We start from the raw sequence: 19,935 nt of genomic DNA, 5'->3' as shown, positions 1-19,935 counted from the left end.
CCGGCCTATTCGAAGAGGGAGTGGTCGCGCCCGCCCTCGGCCCGCTTGCGAGCCCGGCGGCGTAACTGCACCACGACGATGTCGATCGCGGCGACCACGGCCCACGCGGCCAGCAGCCAGCCCGGCACGGTCCAGCCGGCGCGGAACAGCAGGATCGAGAGGACCGTGCACACCACCAGCCCGAACGCGGCGAGCGCCAGCCGCAGATTCAGCGGACTGTACGGCTCCTCGACCGTGCCCCGACGTCCCTTCGGCTGCGGTCCGATCGGCATGGGCCGAGCCTACCCGCGCGTACGGGTGCTGAAACCCGACCCCTCATGATCGAGAACTTTCTATATCGTTGGTCCGCTGTGGAGGCAATGATGGGAGACGGTCAAACCGTTGATTAGGAGGGGCCAATGCCACATCAGGTCGCCGAGCGTCGCCTCGGCACGTGGCCGATCTTCGTCATCGCGGTCTCCGCCATGACGCCGCTCACCGTCGTGGCCGGGGCGCTGCCGCTCGGCTATGGACAGGTGGAGGAGAGAGGCATCCCGGTCGCGTACATCCTGGTCGCGGCGGTGCTGGGGGTTTTCGCGGTGGGACTGGCCGCGATGGCGAGGCATGTGCCGAACAGTGGCGCTTTCTACGCGTACGCCGCTGCTGGTCTCTCCAAACCGGCCGGTGTGGGCACCGCATTCGTCGCGTTGCTCGCCTACAACGCCATGCAGATCGGGCTCTACGGGGCGTTCGGTGTGGCCGCCCACAACGCCATGGCGATCTTCGGGGTCCAGGTCTCGTGGGTGATCTGGGCGCTGCTCGGCTGGGCGCTGATCTCCGTGCTGGGCCGGCTCAACATCGATTTGAACGCTCGTATCCTGACCGTCCTGGTCTGCGCGGAAGTGCTGATCGTGCTGATCTTCGACTACGTGATGGTCACCCATCCGGCGGGCGGCGAGGTCTCGTACGGGACGCTCAACCCGGGTCTGATCGCCAGCGCCGGTGGGGTCGCGCTGCTGGTCGCCGCGGTCGCCGGCATGGTCGGTTTCGAGGCGCCGCTCGTCTACGCCGCCGAGGCCAAGGACCCGCGCCGCACCGTGGCCCGCGCGATCGGCCTCACCCTGCTCGTCGCCGCGGTGCTCTACGGCGGCACCGCCTGGGTCATGTCGGTCGTGGCCGGGTACGACCAGATCGTCGCGATCGCCGGCGACCACCTCGACGACCTCTTCTTCTACCTGCCCGACCCCTATCTGCCCACGGTCGTCATCGACCTCGGCCGGATCTTCTTCGCCACCAGCCTGTTCGCCGCGATGCTGGCCTTCCACCACACGGTCGCCCGCTACGCGCTCACCGTCGCCCGCGAAGGCGTGCTGCGCAGATCGCTCGCCGAGACCCGCGACGGCGTCCCGGTCACCGCCTCGTTCGCGCAGTCCAGCATCGCCCTCGGTGTCCTGCTGCTCTTCGCCCTCTTCGGCTGGAACCCGACGACCGACCTGTTCTTCTTCGGCACCATCTCCGGTGGCCTCGGCGTCCTCGTCCTCATGGTGATCGCCTCGATAGCGGTCGTCCGCTACTTCCGCCGCGACGGCCACGGCGAGACCCGCTGGCGCCGTGCCATCGCCCCCTGGACCGCCGCCGTCTTCCTGGCGATCATCCTGCTGCTCACGGTGGCGTCCTTCGGCATCCTGCTGGATTCCGACAATCTGCTCAAAGTGTGGTCGCCGCCGCTCGCGTTCCTGATCCTTTTCATCGTGGGCGTGCGCTTCGGCCGGAAGCTGAAGCGTTTCCGCCCGGATGTGTACGCGGTGATCGGTACCGGGCAGCCGCCTGCCGAGTGGTCGCCTGCTTCTCGTGACGCCGAGGACGAGGCGAGCGAGGATGCGGCGAGCCAGGATGCGTTGGACGAGAATGCGGCGATCCGGGATGCGGCGAACGAAGACGCGGCGAGCCGGGACGCGGTGAACGACGATGCGGACGCGGCTGACCTGCGGGGTGCACAACCGGACGAAAGCCCCGCAGCGACTCCCGGCGAGACGGCGCCTGCCGTGGAGGAACACAGTGCCGGGGTGCCGGTTCAGCGGGCTGCGCCGGATGCGGTTCCGAGCGGTGAGGGTGACGGCACTCCAAGATCTGCGCAGGGGGAGGAGGCTGCCTCCCGGGCGACGCCGGCTCCTCGCAAACGTGCTTCGTCGAGCCGGCGGCCGGGGGAACCGGCTGACGCTTCGCAGGTGATCGCCGAGAATGCCGTGGCGCCTTCGGAGAACGGATCGGCGGCGGCGCCCACCAAGAGGACACCGCAGCGGCGGGTGCCGCGGGCACGGCGTGCGCCCGGCGCGGAGAGTTCAGCGAATGACACCGGCGCGGACGCCGGCGGATCAGGCACCGTGCCGGTGGACGGCTCCAGCGTGCCGGGCGCCGCACCCGGGGAAGGCTCCAGCGGATCAGGCACCGTGCCGGTGGATGGCTCCATCGGGTCAGGCGCCGCACCGGTGGCGGGCTCCAGCGGGCCAGGTGTCACGCCGGTGGAGGGGTCCCATGGGCCGGCCACTGCCTCGGGGGAGCAGGGGACGGGCCTCGGCGAGCCGGATCCCACCACGGGACTCGGCGAGCCGGATCCCACCACAGGACTCGGCGAGCCGGATCCCACCACGGGCGAAGTGGCGCCCCGGACCAGCGCTCCCCGGCAGCGGTCTCCTCGGGGGCCGCGGCCCGAGACGCCGCGCGCTACCGACGATCCGGAGGAGTGATCGCCGGTGCCGGCCCGGCCGCGGGTTGATGCGCTCACCCACCCTTGATCGGAAGGCGAGTCCCGCGGCCGTGGGTCTCTGCGGTGGGGCGGCGTCGGGCGAGCCGGAACCTAGCGGGGCCAGAGGGGCTCTGACGCGTAGTCCTCGGCGTCGCGCATGGCGCGGAGGACGTTCGCCGACGCCAGCTTGGTCACGTCGGCATCCGACCAGCCTCGACCACGCAATTCACTCAAAAGCGCCGGATATCGCGATACGTCGGAAATGTCCGATGGCAACTCCGTGGTCCCGTCGAAATCGCCACCCAGACCCACGTGATCCACACCGGCCACCTCACGGGCGTGATCCACGTGGTCGGCCACCTGGGAGAGCGTGGCAACCGGCTTGGGGTGGGCGGCCAGCCAAGCGCGGAAGGCGGGAGCGGCAGCAGGATCGGCGGCAGCCACGGGCGGGACGGAGGATTCGCCGGGGCGGGGGCATCGCGGCCACGGCTCCTCGATCGGTGGCAGGCCGAGGCGGGCCCACTCCGCATCGGCGGCGAGGGACCAGTCCCGGACGGCCGCCGACACGAAGGGGGCGACGAACGTCAGCTGGAGTACCCCGCCGTTGGCGGCGAGGCGTACGAGGACGTCATCCGGCACATTGCGGACGTGATCCGTCACCGCCCGCGCGCCCGAATGCGAGAAGATCACCGGTGCGCGTGCTTCGTCGAGGGCGGCGTGCATGGTTGCGGGCGCGACATGGGAGAGGTCCACCAGGACGCCGATGCGCTGCATTTCCCGTACGATCGCCCGCCCTTCCGGGGAAAGACCACCCACGACCGGAGGCTGCGCCGCCGAGTCGGCCCACGCGGTGTGATGGTTGTGGGTCAGGGTGACGTAGCGGACGCCCAGACGCGCGAGTGACCGCAGAACGCCCGTGGAACCGGCGAGGCAGTGACCGCCCTCCACGCCGATGAGGGAGGCGATGCGGCCGGCCGCCATGATCCGGGTGACGTCGGCAGAGGTGTAGGCGAGCTCGAGATCGTCGGGATAAGAGGCGACGAGGCGATGCACGAGGTCGATCTGTTCCAAGGTCGCGGCCACAGCGACGGGTTCGGGCAGGTCGAAGGGCAGGTCGGAGGGCACGTAGACGGACCAGAACTGGCCGCCGACGCCGCCCGCACGCAACCGGGGGAGGTCGGTGTGCAGGTCGGGCCGGGGCTTGTCGAGGCCGGCAACGCTCGAACCGGACAGGCCACGCAACCGCATCGGCAGGTCGTTGTGGCCGTCGATGATCAGGTCCATCCTCCTTGAATAGCCGTCCGGGGGAACCGCCGCAAGACATCGGCGACGCCTGCGGGCGGTTGAGGGAAGCGCCCGGAGGAATCCTGCAACCGAGCAGCACCCGAACGGGTTCTCGACCTGCAACCCACGACCGGCAATCTTCTCTACATGCCCGGCCGACAACGGCCGGACAGACCGGGGGAGATTCAGAATGCGACGTGCCAAGCTGCCGAAGCACCTGACGGCTCTGACCGCTGTTTTCGCTGGTGCCACCGCTGCGCTGGCGCCGGGTGCCGCCGCTCAGGCGGTCACCATCAAGAAGACCAAGGGCACCAAGGAGATGTCGCTGCAGGCCGGTGACGACAGCTACACCTCGTCGTCCCGCGCGACCGCCGGTTTCGGCGCCGACGACAAGCTCGTCGCCGGCCCCTCGGGCAAGGACGTCAAGACCTCGTACGTCAAGTTCACGATTCCGGCCGGCACCGATGTGACGGACGCGAAGCTCTTCCTGCACCCGCTCGGCAAGCCGACCGGCACGATCACCATCGCCCGCGTCCTCGACAACTCGTGGACCGAGACCAAGCTGACCGCCGCCACCGCGCCGAAGACCGGCCTCGCGATCGCCAGCGTCACCCCCGGCGCCGGCGACACCCGCATCGGGTTCGACCTGGCCGCCGAGGTCTACGGCGCCGGCACCTACTCGTTCGCCGTCACCGGCACGTCGACCGTGAAGTTCCAGTCGTCGGAGAACGCGGCCAAGGGCGGCCCGGAGCTGACCTTCACGACGACCGCCGAGGTCGCCGCGCCCGTGACCGGCGCCGGCTCCGGCAAGGCCCCCAAGGCCGGCACGAACTGTGTCACCGACGCGAAGCTCATCCCGAACTGCAACATCCTCTGGGGTGGCGCGGCCGGCGGTTTCACCGCCACGCCGCGGGACATCGCGCTGAAGGACTGGGAGAAGGCCAGCGGCCGGACCGCGTCGATCTTCCACCAGTACCACAAGGGCGACGAGGCGTTCCCGACCAAGGCGGAGATCGCCATGACCCAGGACCCGGCCAAGCCGCGGGTCCTGCTGGAGAACTGGAAGATCGCCTACGGCTCGAACTGGGCCAAGGTCGCGAAGGGTGAGCAGGACGCTCGCATCGACGCGTTCGCGAAGCGCGCGAAGGCGTACGGCAAGAAGTTCTTCCTGGTCCTGAACCACGAGCCGGAGAACGACGTCATCGCCAAGGCGGGTTCGGGCTGGGAGGCCAAGGACTTCGCCGCGATGTACCGCCACACCATCCTGCGTCTGCGCGCGCAGGGCGTCACGAACGTCGTGAACGTGATGGCCTACATGGGCAACGAGAAGTGGATGGCGCAGTCCTGGTGGAAGGACCTCTACCCGGGCAACGACGTGGTGGACTGGGTCGGCCTGGACTCCTACGTCTCGGTCGAGAAGGGCTACTACCACTTCGGCGACTTCGGTGACATCCTCGACCGCGGTCCCAAGGGTGGCCCGGGCTTCTACGACTGGGCCGTCGCCAAGGCGCCGGGCAAGCCGTTCATGCTGGCCGAGTGGGGCGGTTACCACCGGGTCGGCAAGAACACCGACAAGTCCGCCGTCTACAACGACGTCCTGTCCGAGCTCGCCAAGCGCCCGGCCATCAAGGCGATCGTCCACTTCGACACGAAGCACGACGACCAGGGCGACCGCGACATCAGCATCGACAGCACGCCGGCCAGCCTCGCCGCCTTCAAGAAGCTCGCCGCGAACCCGGTCTTCAACGTGAAGATCGGCTGACAGCACGATCCCGAGAGCGCCGCTCAGCGAAAGCTGGGCGGCGCTTTTGCGTGCCTCAAAGATCAAGATCCAGCGGAGATGGTACGAGGGAAAGCACCACTTTCATTTTCGGCGGCGTTGTCCGGGTCTGCCCGTGGATCACAATAGACCCGCCCCCAGCCAGCGCAAATGACCCGTTGACACGATCGCAACCTGCTGCGAGCATTCCCGAAAAGGTTTTCGTGAATCACTCGGGGCAGCCACCGCTCCGGGCGATTACCCCTGCCCTGAGGCGAAAGGCGTCCGCTTGTGACAGCGCCCTCGATACCGAAATCCCGACACGCCGTACTGACGGCCGGTCTTCTCCTCGCCGGCCTCGTCTCCGTCCCCGCCGCTGTCCAGGCGGCCCCGAACGCGGGCACGCCGTACCCGGTCTTCACCGGCAGCGCCGATCCGGTGCCCGACGAGCGCACCGGATACCACGCCCGCAACCAGCTGCAGGCCGTCTTCGACGCCGACGTCGCGGCCGGGGCCGGGAACAGCACGGACAACGACTTCTGGATCGACCGGATGCTGGCCCGGACCGGAAACACGCCGGGCGGGTCCAACGGGGACGCGAACCAGTACCTGTTCAGCCGGGGCCGATCCGTCTTCATGAAGACCCACCAGCCGGGCACGCTCGGCTTCGGCGGCGAGGTCGCCTACATCGAGTCGATCGCCGGTGGGCAGGGCGCGTACACGATCACCGCGTCGATCGGCGGCGCGGAGGTGAGGCTCACCGAGGACGCGGCCCAGCGCAAGCAGACGCCGAGTTACTGGCGCGGCGTCTTCACCAGCGCCGCGGCCGGGCTGCGGGTGGTGCAGACGAAGTACATCACCGAGCAGAACGTCGTGGTCACCGACCTGGAGGTGAGCAGCACCAACGGCGCGGCGAAGGACGTCGCGTTCACCGCCGGCTCGCCGTTCGCCCGCACGGTGGAGTCGGACGACGGCGAGCTGACCGGGGCGGTCCGCTCGTTCAACAAGCTGACCGACCTGTTCCCGCGGTTCTCCGGTGACGGCTTCACCCCGGTCGAGGGCACTCTGCGGCGGACCGTCGCGGTGCCGGCGAGCGGTTCGGTGCGGGCGAAGGTGCAGCTCGGCTTCATCGCCGAGGAGAACCCGGCGGCCACGGCCGAGTACGTGAAGGTCCGGGATTCCGCGCCGGCGGCCGCCTATCGGGCGCACGTCACGGCGTACAACGAATGGTGGGCCGACAACGTGCCCTATCTGGACACCCCGGAGAACAACATCGACAAGACGTTGTTCTACCGCTGGTGGCTGATGCGGTTCAACTTCCTCGACGCGGACATCCCGGGCAACGACTACCAGTTCCCGACCGCGATGGAGGGCGTGCTCGGCTACAACAACGCGATCGTGCTGACCACCGGCATGTTCGTCGACGACCTCAAATACTTCCGGGACCCGTCCTACTCGTACGGATCCTGGGTGTCGGCCGGCGAGGTGGCGAAGAGTTCGAAGTACGTCGACAACCCGGGTGACCCGGCGAACTGGTCGAACAGCTACACCGAGTACATCTCCGAGGCGGCCTGGCGGTCGTACCAGCTGCACGGCGGCCCGGTGGCGATCGCCGGGAACCTCGCCGAGTACGCGGAGAACGACGTGAAGGGCCTGCTCGACGCGTACGACTTCGACGACAACGGCCTGATCGAGTACAGCTGGGGCGCGATGACCGGCAACGACGCCGACGCGGTGTCGTTCGACTGGCGCAAGAACCAGAACATGGACCGGACCGAGAGCGCCTACCTCTACTCCAACGCGAAGGCCGCGGCGGCTGCCTACCGCAAGGCCGGGAACACCGCGAAGGCCACCGAGATGGACGCGTTCGCCGCGCGGATCAAGGCGGCCGTGCTGGAACACCTCTGGGAGCCGGCCCGCAGCACCCCGGACGAGGTGGGGCTGACCGGCAACCTGCTCAAGCACCGGAACGTGCCCGGTGACGTGCTGGTGCCGTGGAAGGAGATCAACAACTACTACCCGTTCTCGGTCGGCCTGATGCCGAAGCCCGGCGACGCCGACTACGACCAGCCGTACGTCGAGGCGCTACGCCTGTTCGCCGACGACACGCAGTACCCGATCTTCCCGTTCACCACGGCGAACCAGGCCGACAAGGCGGCGGCAGCGGCCCAGGGCGACCCGGGCAGCAACAACTTCTCGGTGATCAACTCGACGGTCACGTTCCGGATGCTCGCGTCCGTGCTGCGCGATTATCCGACGCAGTACATCAACGCCGAGTGGTACAAGAAGCTGCTGTACTGGAACGCCTGGGCGCACTACCAGAACAACGGCGACAACCGGTACCCCGACCAGAACGAGTTCTGGGCCGACGGCTCGGCCGCGAACCAGAGCATCGGCTACCGCTCGTGGATCCACCACACGATCCTCGGCGCCACGAACTTCACCGTCATCGAGGACGCGATGGGCCTGCGTCCCCGGGAGGACGCGAAGATCGAGCTGGATCCGATCGACGTCGGCTGGGACCACTTCACCGCCAACAACATCAAGTACCGCGACAAGGACCTGACCGTCGTCTGGGATGCGCCCGGTGGCACTCGCCACTACGGCGACGACGTTCCCGAGGGCTACTCGGTCTACCTCGACGGCGAGCTCGCGTTCACCGCTGACAAGCTCGGCAAGCTGGTCTACGACCCGGCCACCGGTCAGGTCACCGCGGCGGCCGGGATCACCGTCACGAACGCTTCCGAGAAGAGTCTCAAGGCGCCGCAGGACGTCACCTTCGCGGCCGATGCCCGGGTCACCGACGTGATGGCCAAGGCCGGCATGAATCCGCAGCCGAACGTGGCGAAGGGCCGCCCGGTCACCGCCACCTTCTCCGCCCCGGGGCGGGCGCCGGCCGGAGCGGTGAACGGCACCACCGTCAACGAGCCGTTCTGGGGTACCGCCGGTTCGCCCGCCGCCACCGACGCGATCACGATCGACCTCGACGGCGAGCGGAGGATCGACGACGTACGGGTGCACTTCTACAAGTCGTCGTCGGCGGCCACGGTGCAGGGCTACGCGCCACCCGCCCAGTTCCTGGTGGAGTACGACGACGGCGACGAGTGGAAGACCGTTCCGTCGCAGGCGCGGATCCCGGCGTACCCGCGGGGCAACCTCAACCAGGTCCGCTTCCCGGAGATCACCGCGGAGAGGCTGCGGATCACCGTGCACCACGCGGCCGGCGCCAGGACCGGCATCAAGGAGATCCAGGCGTTCGACAGCGGCGAGGCGGCACCGGCCGCCGAGGACGCGAAGCCGCTCGCCGACGCGTGGGTGGACTCCACCTATCAGCAGGACGGCTCGGTCCGGCTGCTCGGCCTCGCCCAGGACGACGGCCGGCCGGGCACCCCGGTGACATCGTCCTGGTCGGTCGTCGACGCGCCGAACGGCGGCACGGTGGCGTTCGAGCTGGCGTCCGCCCCGACCACCATCGCCCGCTTCACCGAATCCGGCCGGCACGTGCTGCGGCTGACCGTCCGCAATGGTGACGAGACGTCCACGAAGGACGTCGTGGTGAACGCGTCGGCGCTGGTCGAAGGCGAGATCAACATCGCCACGGCGGCCGCCCCGACGGCGTCGTTCACCGCGAGCTGGAACACCGTGAACGCCGTGAACGACGACAAGGCGCCGTTCTTCACCGGTGGCTCCAACCCCGACATCTGGGCCACCTGGACCGGTAACGAGCCGTCCACCCGCTGGCTGCAGTACGACTTCCCGGCCTCGGTGCGGGTCGACCGCGCCTCGATCGACTTCTGGTCGGACAGCACCACCGGCGGCAGCGGCGTCTCCGTCCCGGCGAACTGGAAGATCCAATACTGGGACGGCGCCGCCTGGCAGGACACCACCGGCGGGACCGGGTTCAACCCGGCCGTGCGCGGTCGCACCAACGTGGTCACCTTCGACCCGGTCACCACGACGCGTCTGCGAGCCACGTTCAACGCCCTGCCGAACGCCGCCGGCACCCGGTGGTCGGCGGTCGGCGTCACCGAGTGGCGGGTCTTCGCGGCGCCGGCCAGTTCGATCAGGGCGGTCGACGTCCGTACGCAGACCGGCGTGCTGCCGACCTTGCCCGCGACGGTCGACGTGACGTACGCCGACGGCGCGGTGCTGCCGGTCGCGGTCACCTGGAGCGCCGTCGAGCCGGACCGGGTCGCCGCGATCGGCGACTTCACCATCACCGGTTTCGTGGCGGGAACGTCGATCAGCGCCCGGGCCCACGTCTGGGTCCGGGGCGGCGCGCCGGTGCAGATCAACACGATCGATCCGGTGGCGGTCAGCACCCGGGTGGGTGTCGCGCCGGTGCTGCCCACCGGCGTGACGGCCGGCTACAACGACGGGTCGCGGCAGAGTGGCATCGGGGTGACCTGGGCGCAGATCGACCCGGCCTCCTACGCGAAGGAAGGCACGTTCGAGGTGGCCGGTCAGGTCGCCGGCACCGACAAGGCGGCGATCGCCACGGTCACCGTCGGGGCTGGTGGTCCGCAGGACACGACAGCGCCGGTCACGACGCTGACGGCTTCGCCCGACGCGCCGTGGACCACTGCGAATGTGACAGTGACCGCGTCCGCGACGGATAACCGCGATAGTTCGCCGAAAATCAGTATAAATCGGGCAAGTGGATGGGTCGACTACACCGGCCCGATCACGGTCACCGCCGAAGGCGAGTCCACGATCCAGGCGCGGGCGACGGACGCCGCCGGCAACGTCTCCGCGGTCACCGAGCGAACCGTGGGTATCGACCGCACCGCGCCCACCGCCCAGGCGAGGTTCGACAAGGGCACCCGTGAAGTGACGATCACCGGCGCCGACGCGCTGTCCGGCATCGCGACGCTCGAATACCGGCCGGCGGGCGGATCTTGGACGATCACCACACTGCCGGTCGCGGTCGGATCGGCGGCCACCACCGTCGAGTACCGCACCGTCGACAAAGCCGGGAACACCTCGGCGGTCGGAAGCCTGGCCGTCGAAGCCGGTCGAGCACCGGTGAACGTGGCACGGACCGCCACCGCCTCCGCGTCCTACACGCCGGGCTGGGTCACCGCCGACAACATCGCCGACGGCGTCGTCCCGACCGGCCCGGTCGGCCCGAACACCGACGTCTGGAACACCTGGCCGCAGGTCGGCGAGCAGTGGATCCAGCTCGACTGGTCGTCGCCGGTAACGGTGGACCGTACCCGGATCTGGTTCGCCGAGGACCTCGACGAGACCGGGGCCGGCGTGGCGCCGCCGTCCTCCTGGAAGATCCAGTTCTGGGACGGATCCTGGAGGGACGTGCCGAACCCCAGCGGTTACGGCATCTCGGCGACGGCCTGGAACACGGTCACGTTCGACAAGGTCACCACCACGAGGCTGCGGGCGCTGCTCACGGCCGGTGGCACGGAAGAGGGTAAAGGGGCTCCGGGTGTCCAGGAGTGGGAGGTCTACGACGTACCGGCGCCCGCTCGTGATCTGGAAGTGACCGCGAAGTCGCAGTGTCTCGCCAGGAACGCCTACGTCGCGGTCACCGCGAAGAACATCAGCGACGAGCCGGTGACGGTGGAACTGACCACCGCCTACGGCAGCAAGACCGTCGTCGGCGTGCAGCCCGGCAAGTCCGCCTACCAGAGCTTCAACAGCCGCGCGGCCTCGGTGCCCGCGGGTGAGGCCGGCGCCGGCGGCGTCACAGCGTCCTACAGCGCCATCAGCTGCGGATAGACGGAGAATCCCGTGAGACTGCTGAGAACAGCGGTCGCAGGGCTGGTCGCGGCGGGTCTGCTGGCAACAGCACCCGCCGCCCCGGCCCGGGCAGCCGACTCCTACACCTTCACCGCTACGACGAACCCCCTTCTGCAGGACGGCTCCTACTACTCCGCCGACCCGGCGCCCCTGGTGGCGGACGACGAGCTGTACATCTACACCGGTCACGACGAGGCCGGACCCGCCGTGAACGACTTCGTCATGAACGAGTGGGGCGCCTTCACGACGAGCGACCCCGCGGCGAAGACGTGGACCCACTATCCGTCGCTGATGCGCCCGGAGCAGGTGTTCGGCTGGGCGACCCCCGGCCGCGCCTACGCCGGGCAGGTGGTCGTGGGACCGGACGGCCGCTACTACTGGTACGTCCCCGTCAGTGAGCGTGACTCCACGGCGAGCAACAGGTTCGCGATCGGCGTCGCCGTCTCGGACACCCCGACCGGACCGTGGACCGACCACATCGGCGGGCCGCTGATCTCCCAGCGCACCCCGGCCCCGAACACCATCGAGAACATCGACCCGACGATCCTGGTCGAGGGCCAGCGCGTCTTCCTCTACTGGGGAACGTTCGGCCAGCTGCGGTTCCTCGAACTGCGGGCGGACATGAAGACCCCGGTCGGCACGCAGGCGAGCGTGTCCGGGCTGACCGGCTTCTTCGAGGCGGCCTGGCTGTTCCAGCGCAACGGCACCTACTACCTCGCGTACGCGGCGAACAACGCCGGACCCACCTCGGCCTGCACGCCGGCGAACTATCACGCGTGCATCGCCTACGCCACCTCGTCCTCACCGAGCGGCCCGTGGACGTACCGGGGCACGCTCCTCACCCCGGTCTCGTCGACGACCAGCCACCCCGGCATCGTCGAGTTCAAGGGCCGGTGGTGGATCGCCTACCACACCGCCGACGCCGCCGGTGGCGGCCATTTCCGCAGGTCGGTCGCGATCGACGAGGTGGAGTGGGACGACGCCCAGACGCCGGCACGGATCAAGCAGGTGGTGCGGACGCCGGCCAGGACGGCCGACCGCACGCCGCGCGCCAACATCGCCCAGGCCGCCGAGGTCACCGTCTCGAACGACCCGGTGCCGACCCAATACTGGGTGAAGGCCCTCAACGACGAGATCGTGCGCGCCAACCCGCTGCCGCCGGACATGTGGGGCACGTGGACCGGCAGCAACCCGCCGCAGCAGTGGGTGCAGTACACCTGGGACCAGCCGATGCGGATCTCCGGTTCGCAGATCGAGTTCTGGAACGACCAGCCGCAGGGGACCGGCGCCGGTGTCGCGGCGCCGGCGAAATGGAAGATCCAGTATTGGGACGGATCCTGGAAGGATGTGCCGAATCCCAGCGGTTACGGCGTCGGGACCGGGGGCTTCCAGGACACGACGTTCGACGCGGTGACGACCACGCAGGTCAGGGCCGTGTTCGACGCCTCGACGAACGGCAGCACGTACTCCGCCGTCGCCGTCGAGGAGTGGAAGGTGCTCGCCGCGCAGCCCGCCTCGGTGACCGCTCCGGCGATCACCGTCGAGGTGGGGGAGACCGATCTGCCGGCGACCATCCCGGTCACGTTCGGTGACACGACGCTGCAGATCCCGGTCTCCTGGGACGCGCTCACGGCCGCCGACGTCGCGCAGCCCGGCACCGTGTCGGTCCAGGGCAGCGTGCTCGGTCATGCCGCCGGGACGGTTGCTGCGACGGTCACCGTGATTTCGCCGGGCGACACCGACGGTGACGAAACCCCGCCGACCGTCGCGGTCACCCTGAGTGGTTCGGCGGGGGCATCCGGGTGGTTCCGCTCCTCGGTCTCGGTACGGGTGGCAGCCGCCGACGATCGCGGTGGCCGCATGGCTGTCGCGATCGCGGTCGACGACGCCGCACCGGTGGTCACCGCCGACACGCGGTCCGCCACGGCGACGGTCGGTGGGGACGGTCGTCACACGGTCTCCGCCGTCGCCACCGACCGGGCGGGTAACAGGTCGCCGCCTGCTCACGCCGATGTCGACATCGACGCCACCAACCCGTCGAGCACCGCTGCTCTCTCCGATCGGCGCGTGACGCTCACGGCCTCCGACGCCACCTCGGGCGTCGACCGGATCGAGTACGCGATCGGCACCGGGGCGTGGCAGGTCTACGGCGGCGCGATCGGTGCGCCGGATGCCGGGAAGCACACGGTCAGCCACCGGGCCGTGGACAGGGCCGGCAACACCTCGCCGGTGTCCACGATCGTCATCCCGGCCGACCTGTCCGCGCCGCTCACCGGCAACGTCGCGCCGATCGCGGCACCGACCGCGTCGTACACGGCCGGCTGGAACGCCGTCACCGCCCTCAATGACGACAGCGATCCGGCGACCCCGTCGCAGGCGCAGATCTGGGGCACCTGGTCCGGCACCCGGCCGGCCGGCCAGTGGATCCAGTACGACTGGTCGCGCCCGATCCGGCTCACCGGTGCCGAGATCAAGTTCTGGCGCGATTCCCAGCCGGGAACCGGCGATGGCGTCGCGGCCCCGGACTCGTGGAGACTCCAGCACTGGGACGGCAGCGCCTGGAACGACATCCCCGGTTCATACGGAACCAGCACGACCGCCTTCAACCGGGTCTCCTTCGACGCGGTCACCACGTCACGGCTGAGGGCCGTGATCAACGCCGACGGCAACGGGACGACGTACTCGGCCGTCGCCGTCACCGAGTGGCGGGTCTTCGCCGACGAACCCGTCACGGCGCCGCTGACCGTCACGGCACAGTCCAGGTGCGTCGCCGGCAAGGCCTACGTCGCGGTGACCGCGCGCAACGGATCCGCCTCCGCGGTCGATGTCGAGCTCGTCACCCCGTACGGCAAGAAGGCCTTTGATCTCGTCGCCGCAGGCGCGAACGCCTATCAGTCCTTCACCTCCCGTGCCGCGTCGATCCCCGCCGGAACCGCGTCGGCGAACGGTGTCACCGCGTCCTACTCCGCCATCACCTGTTCCTCTTAGGAGACATCCATGAAAGCCAGAGTTCCCGTCGCGCTGGCCTGCGTCCTGGCCGGAACGACCGCCTTCCCGGCGGCCGCGCTCGCCGACCCGTCCCCGTCCTCGTCCGCGGCTCAGGTCGAGGTGACCGTCGACATCACCGAGATCAAGGAACCGGGCGTGCTCGCGCTGACCGTCGCCGGCAACGCGGCGTCGCTGACCGAGAACGGCTCCGACCTGTCGGTCCGCCGCTTCACCGGCACCCTGCCGACGGTCACCGTCACCGACACCCGCACCCTCGACGAGGTCCCGGCCGGCGCCGCCTGGGCCGTCCTCGGCACGTCCAGCGACTTCACGGCGCCCGGCCTCGACCCGATCAGCGCCGCCCACCTCGGCTGGAAGCCTCGCCTCATCGACGGCGGCGACACCGGCCTGGTCTCCGAAGGCGAAGAGGTCGTCACCGTCCTCGACGACGAGACCCAGCCCGGAAACAACGTCGGCCTCGTCGACCAGGAACTCCTCGTCTCGACCTACGACTCGTCCGCGGTGACCGGCGGCGCCTACACCGTCGACGCGGACCTCAACCTGCACACGCCGGCGGACGTCAAGGCGGGCTCCTACAAGTCCACGCTGACGCTGTCCCTCTTCGAGTAGTCGCTGTGACCGGCGGGGCCGGATCCGGCCCCGCCCTTCCCCCTGGAGTCGTCATGCGCCGTGTCGCCGCCCTGGTCATCGCCGCCGCTCTGGTTCTGCCGGCGACGCCCGCCATGGCTTCCTCTTCTTCCTCCGATGTGACGTGGACCGTGCAGCCGGCCACCGCCACCGGCCCGGACGGGCGCCGCTGGGTGGAACGCACCCTCGACCCCGGCCAGGTCGTCACCGAGCACCTCGCCGTCCGCAACTTCAGCTCCTCGCCGGTCTCCTTCGCGCTGACCGCGGCCGACGGCTACCTGACCGGCAAGGGCCGTTTCAACATGCTCCCGTCGTCCTCACCCTCCACCGACGGCGGCACCTGGATAGCCGTGCAGGACGCGGTCACGGTGGGTGCGGGGGAGACCGCGGTGGTCCCGTTCACGATCACCGTCCCGGCGAACGCCACCCCGGGTGATCATCCGGCCGGCATCGCCGCTTCGGTGGCGGGCGATCGTGGAACCGTGCAGGTGGAGAGCCGTGTCGGTTTCCGGGTCCTGCTCCGAGCGTCGGGGACCGTCCAGCCGGCGTTGTCGGTCGACGACGTGTCGGCGGTCTATTCGCGGTCGTGGAACCCGCTGAAGCCGGGCGCGCTGACGGTGTCGTATGCCGTGGCGAACACCGGAAACATCCGCCTCTCCGTGGCGGACCGGGTGCGCGCATCCGAGCTGTTCGGCCTCTCCTCGGCGTCAGCGCCGGGCTCGGTGGCCGTCTCCGGCGCCGCCGCCGCTCCCGGCGACATCCTCCCCGGCGGTACCCGGACCGGAACCGCCCGCGTCGAGGGCGTGTGGGGCCTGGGCCGGGTACGGACCACGATCGACCTGACCTCCGACGCCTCTGCTTCGGTGACGGTGACGACGTGGGTGGTGCCGTGGCCCCAGTTGTTCCTGGCCCTCGGTGTCGTTGCCCTGCTGCTGGCGGTCCGAGCAGCCGGCCGCCTGCGCCGCCGTCGCCTGGACGCCCTGCTCGCCCAGGCCCGCCTGGAGGGCGCCCGCTCAGCCTCCTGACCCCACCACGAGCCACAGCCGGTCGTGAGCGCCGGCTGTGGCTCGTCGCTGTCCCGGTCCGGGAGAGCGACACGAAGGCGGGGATCAGGCCAGTGGCAGCCACACCCTCATCGTGGACGGGCCCCGGGACGCCCAGTCGTGGTAGGGCCGCAAGGTCACCGGCACCCCGTCGGCGACGACCGCCTCGGAGCGCGCGGCGCCGTAGGGCCACGGTGAGTCGGCGGAGGCGGTGATGTGGCAGGACACGCCGACCCCGTCGCTCAGGTCGGTGAGGCCGGCCGTGGCATCGAGCCGCAGCGCGTCGACGGTCACGCCCGGGGGCAGATCGACGGACTCGGCGCAGTACACCACCGGGCCCCTCTCGATGACCGCGCATCCCCGTACCGCATCGATCCGGGCATCGGGCGCGGTGAGCCGCGGCCGGACCGCGAGATCGAGCACGACGGTGTCGCCGGGCGCGAAGCGGCGGCGGATCCGCGCCGCACCGGGGGAGACCGGAGAACCGTCCACTGTCGCCTCGGTCGCCCAGTGCGGTACCCGCAGCGTGAGCGTCCACGGCGAGGACGGCGACTCCACGATCCGCACGACCACCCGGCCGCTGACCGGATAATCGGTCTCGATCTCAAGAGCGACGTCACCGACCTTGACCGACGCGGCCGCATATTGGTGTATCTGCACACCCGAATCATCAGATGTCGCGATATAGGCGGCGAGGCCCGCGAACGTCCGCGCCACATTCGTCGGACAGCACGAGACGGAGAACCACGGCGCCCGCAACGTCGAAGCAGCCCGCGGCACCAGCTGATCGGCAGGCGGCTCCGTGCCGAGCACCCGCTGATGCAGCGTGTTCGTGTAGAAGAACCGCGTCCCGTCGTCCGACGGCGATGTGGCGACGACGTTGAACAGCGTCCGCTCGATCAGGTCGGCATACGCGGGATCCCCGTCGGCGAGCAGCAACCGCCAGGCCAGCATCACCGAGCCGACCCCCGCGCACGTCTCGGAGTACGCCCGGTCCGGCGGCAGCACGAAGTCCTCGCCGAACGCCTCGTCCTGATGCCGCGAGCCGATGCCGCCGGTGATGTACGTCCGCCGCGCCACCGTCGCCCGCCACTGCCGCACGACGGCGTCGAGGAGCGTGTCGTCCCCGGTCTCGACGGCGACGTCCACGGCGCCGGCCGCGAGGTAGACCGCCCGGACGGCGTGCCCGCGCAGGATGGAAGCCGATTCGACCGGAATGTCGTCCTGAAAATACGCCCGTCCGAACTCGATGTCGGAAAGCACCTGATTGCCGCGCCGGGAAATGAAAAGCGCGGCCTGATCCAAATATGTCCTATTACCCGTGACTCGATACAGCTCGACCAGCGCCGGCTCGATCTCGGCATGCCCGCACACCGACGGAATCCCGTCCGGCCCGAACACCGCGCACAGATGATCAGCCGCTCGGATGGCGACCTCGACGAGCTGATCGGCGCCGTGGGTACGAGCCCGCGCCACCGCGGCCTGGATCAGATGCCCGTAGCAGTAGAGCTCGTGCCCCCACTCGAGGTCGCTGTACCGAGGCTCCTGACCGGGCCGCCCGAAGTTGGTGTTCACGTACCCGTCGGGCTGCTGAGCGGCGGCGACCTGAGCGACGATCGCGTGGTAGCGGGCCTCCAGATCGGGGTCGGGCGTGTGCCCGAGCTGCCAGGCGACGGCCTCCAGGTACTTGTAGATCTCGCTGTCCGAGAACTCCCGGCCCTGCCGCTCGGACGGCGCGGAGGAGAAGTTGCCGAGCCAGCCGGCCCGGGTGAGCCAGCGCTCGATGTGCGCGAGCGAGTTGTCCCGGTTGACCTCCTGGCGGCGGTGCCAGAAACCGGGCCGCAAGGTCACCTCGTGGAGTCCGAGCGGTCGCAGTGTGCCGTGGCTGGGAGCGACCGGAGCGCCGAGCCGCTGATCAATGACTTCGTTGATCGTCACTAGAGTGTTCACCCTTTGAGAGCGCCGGACATGAACCCGCGGACGTAGTGCCGCTGGAGGGCGAGGAAGAGCAGCACGCAGGGCAGCGCCAGCACGACCACGCCGGCCTCCGTCGCGCCGTAGTCGACGATGCCCATGACCTGCTGGCGCATGTTGGCGACGGCGAGCGGGAGTGGAGCCTTGTCGGAGTCGCTGATCAGCACGAGCGGCGTGATGAAGTCGTTCCAGGCGGCCAGGAACGCGAACAGGCCGACCGTGATGAGGCCGGGTTTGACGGCCGGGACCAGGACGTGCAGCAGGGCACGGAACGATCCGCAGCCGTCGATGAGGGCGGCTTCGCGCAGTTCGTTCGGGATCGACTCGAACGAGATCCGCATCATGAAGACCGCGAACGGCAGCTGGAACATGGTCAGCACGAGCGCCAGGCCGACCAGCGAGCCCTGCAGGCCGAGGTCGTTGAGCAGGACGTAGAGCGGGATGAGCAGGGTCGCGTACGGCACCATCAGGATCGCGAGGGTGACCAGGAACAGCACGTTGCGCCCCGGGAACGTGAACATCGCGAACGCGTAGCCGCCGAGGACGCTGACGACCAGGGTGAACAGCACTGTCAGCACCGAGACGATCGTCGAGTTGATCAGGTACTGGCCGATGCCGGCCTGGTAGTTCGCGAGGGTCTCGTAGTTGCCGAAGCCCCAGCCGTCGACCTGCGCGGTGCCCGCCTGCGGGCTCACCGAAGCGACGGCGGCCCAGGCCAGCGGGAAGAGGAAGATGATGCCGAGAGCGCCGGCGAGGACGTTCTGCGGGATCCGGATCCAGGACATCAGCTCTCCTTCTCGCGCAGGCCACGGAACTGGATCACGTTGACCACCAGCAGCGCGCCGAGCACCAGGATGGACAGGGCGGCGGCCTTGCCGAGGTTGTTCTGCCCGAAGAAGGCCATGTTGTAGACGAGCTGGACGATGGTCACCGTGCTGTTGTCCGGGCCGCCCTTGGTCAGGATGTAGAACTGGTCGAAGGCGAGCATCGAGCCGGTGATGCAGAGGATCGTGCAGAGCGCGATCGAGGACTTGAGCAGCGGCAGCGTGACGTAACGGAAGGTGTGCCAGCGGCCGGCGCCGTCCAGGCGCGCCGCCTCGTACACATCTCCGGAGATGCCCTGCAGGCCGACGAGCAGCAACAGCATGTAGAACCCGGCGAAGCGCCACACGATCAGGGCGACCGTCGACCAGAGCGCGGCGGTCGGCGTACCCAGGAAGGAATCGATGCCCAGGAAGCCGAGCGGCGTGCTCTGCGGTGAGTAGAGCGCGTAGAACAGCAGCGACGCCGACGCCAGGCCGAGCGCGCTCGGCACCAGGAACGAGGTGCGCAGGAATCCGGTCCACCGGCTGGACTCCTGGACCAGCATCGCCAGCCCCAGCGCGAGACCGATGAGGATCACGGTGGTGACGACCGTGTACTTCACCGTGAACCACACCGCCGGCCAGAACAGCCGGTCGTCGAGGACCTTGGTGAAGTTCTCCGGCGCGTTGATCCCGCGGTTACCGGCGAACAGCCCCCAATCGGAGATCGACATCTGCCCGACCAGCAGGACCGGCGTCACGAAGAAGATCAGGACGAAGAGGGCGGTCGGTGCGGCGTAGGCCCACCCGGCCATCTGGGGCCGCCGCTTCCTTCTTCTGCTCGCGCCGGTCGGCGCCACAGCGCCTTCCGGCGGCTTGGTGAGGGTCGTTGCAGGTGCCATCACGTGCGCTTCCTTCTTCTGTACGGGCGGCAGCGGCGCCGGGGACGGCCCG

The 19,935-nt window shown here is 69.4% G+C and carries 11 protein-coding genes; 6 read left to right on the top strand and 5 right to left on the bottom strand.

Going from position 1 to position 19,935, the window contains the following annotated elements:
• Positions 1-5 precede the first annotated feature (5 nt).
• Entirely contained in the window at positions 6-272 is a 267-nt protein-coding gene (locus tag EP757_RS36240) for a hypothetical protein (protein WP_127552870.1), read from the bottom strand.
• A gap of 126 nt (positions 273-398) precedes the next feature.
• Between EP757_RS36240 and EP757_RS36235 the strand changes: the two genes are divergently transcribed.
• The gene (locus EP757_RS36235; protein WP_127552869.1) at positions 399-2,726 is read left to right on the top strand and encodes an amino acid permease; all 2,328 of its coding nucleotides are present in this window, start codon (positions 399-401) and stop codon (positions 2,724-2,726) included.
• Positions 2,727-2,836: 110 nt separating this feature from the next.
• On the opposite strand, the gene EP757_RS36230 is transcribed toward EP757_RS36235, so the two are convergent.
• Positions 2,837-4,009: a dipeptidase gene (locus tag EP757_RS36230; protein ID WP_127552868.1), complete on the bottom strand. Its 1,173-nt coding sequence runs from the start codon at positions 4,007-4,009 to the stop codon at positions 2,837-2,839.
• 190 nt (positions 4,010-4,199) lie between these two features.
• Between EP757_RS36230 and EP757_RS36225 the strand changes: the two genes are divergently transcribed.
• The 5 genes from EP757_RS36225 (at position 4,200) to EP757_RS36205 (ending at position 16,186) form a co-directional block, all read left to right on the top strand.
• The gene (locus tag EP757_RS36225; protein WP_127552867.1) at positions 4,200-5,771 is read left to right on the top strand and encodes a DNRLRE domain-containing protein; all 1,572 of its coding nucleotides are present in this window, start codon (positions 4,200-4,202) and stop codon (positions 5,769-5,771) included.
• 288 nt (positions 5,772-6,059) lie between these two features.
• Positions 6,060-11,504 (top strand): Ig-like domain-containing protein, encoded by a 5,445-nt coding sequence (locus EP757_RS36220; protein ID WP_232050188.1) that lies wholly within the window; start codon positions 6,060-6,062, stop codon positions 11,502-11,504.
• 12 nt (positions 11,505-11,516) lie between these two features.
• Positions 11,517-14,513, top strand: a complete 2,997-nt coding sequence (locus EP757_RS36215) for a family 43 glycosylhydrolase (protein WP_127552866.1) — start codon at positions 11,517-11,519, stop codon at positions 14,511-14,513.
• Between the two features lie 9 nt (positions 14,514-14,522).
• Entirely contained in the window at positions 14,523-15,143 is a 621-nt protein-coding gene (locus EP757_RS36210; RefSeq protein ID WP_127552865.1) for a hypothetical protein, read from the top strand.
• A 53-nt stretch (positions 15,144-15,196) separates the two neighbouring features.
• Entirely contained in the window at positions 15,197-16,186 is a 990-nt protein-coding gene (locus EP757_RS36205; protein ID WP_127552864.1) for a hypothetical protein, read from the top strand.
• Between the two features lie 84 nt (positions 16,187-16,270).
• On the opposite strand, the gene EP757_RS36200 is transcribed toward EP757_RS36205, so the two are convergent.
• From EP757_RS36200 to EP757_RS36190, 3 genes are read right to left on the bottom strand one after another with little or no spacing between them, the layout of a single operon-like run.
• Positions 16,271-18,142: a glycoside hydrolase family 127 protein gene (locus tag EP757_RS36200; protein WP_232050187.1), complete on the bottom strand. Its 1,872-nt coding sequence runs from the start codon at positions 18,140-18,142 to the stop codon at positions 16,271-16,273.
• A gap of 8 nt (positions 18,143-18,150) precedes the next feature.
• On the bottom strand, positions 18,151-18,963 hold the full coding sequence (locus EP757_RS36195; protein ID WP_174262478.1) for a carbohydrate ABC transporter permease: 813 nt from the start codon (positions 18,961-18,963) through the stop codon (positions 18,151-18,153).
• Complete coding sequence (locus EP757_RS36190) at positions 18,963-19,883, bottom strand: carbohydrate ABC transporter permease (protein ID WP_127554616.1); 921 nt, start codon at positions 19,881-19,883, stop codon at positions 18,963-18,965. The genes EP757_RS36195 and EP757_RS36190 overlap by 1 nt, the downstream gene beginning before the upstream one ends.
• Positions 19,884-19,935 lie beyond the last annotated feature (52 nt).

It is taken from the genome of Actinoplanes sp. OR16, assembly GCF_004001265.1.
GTDB lineage: Bacteria > Actinomycetota > Actinomycetes > Mycobacteriales > Micromonosporaceae > Actinoplanes.
The sequence above is the reverse complement of the archived record's forward strand: the minus strand, read 5'-3'. Positions and strand labels throughout refer to the sequence as shown.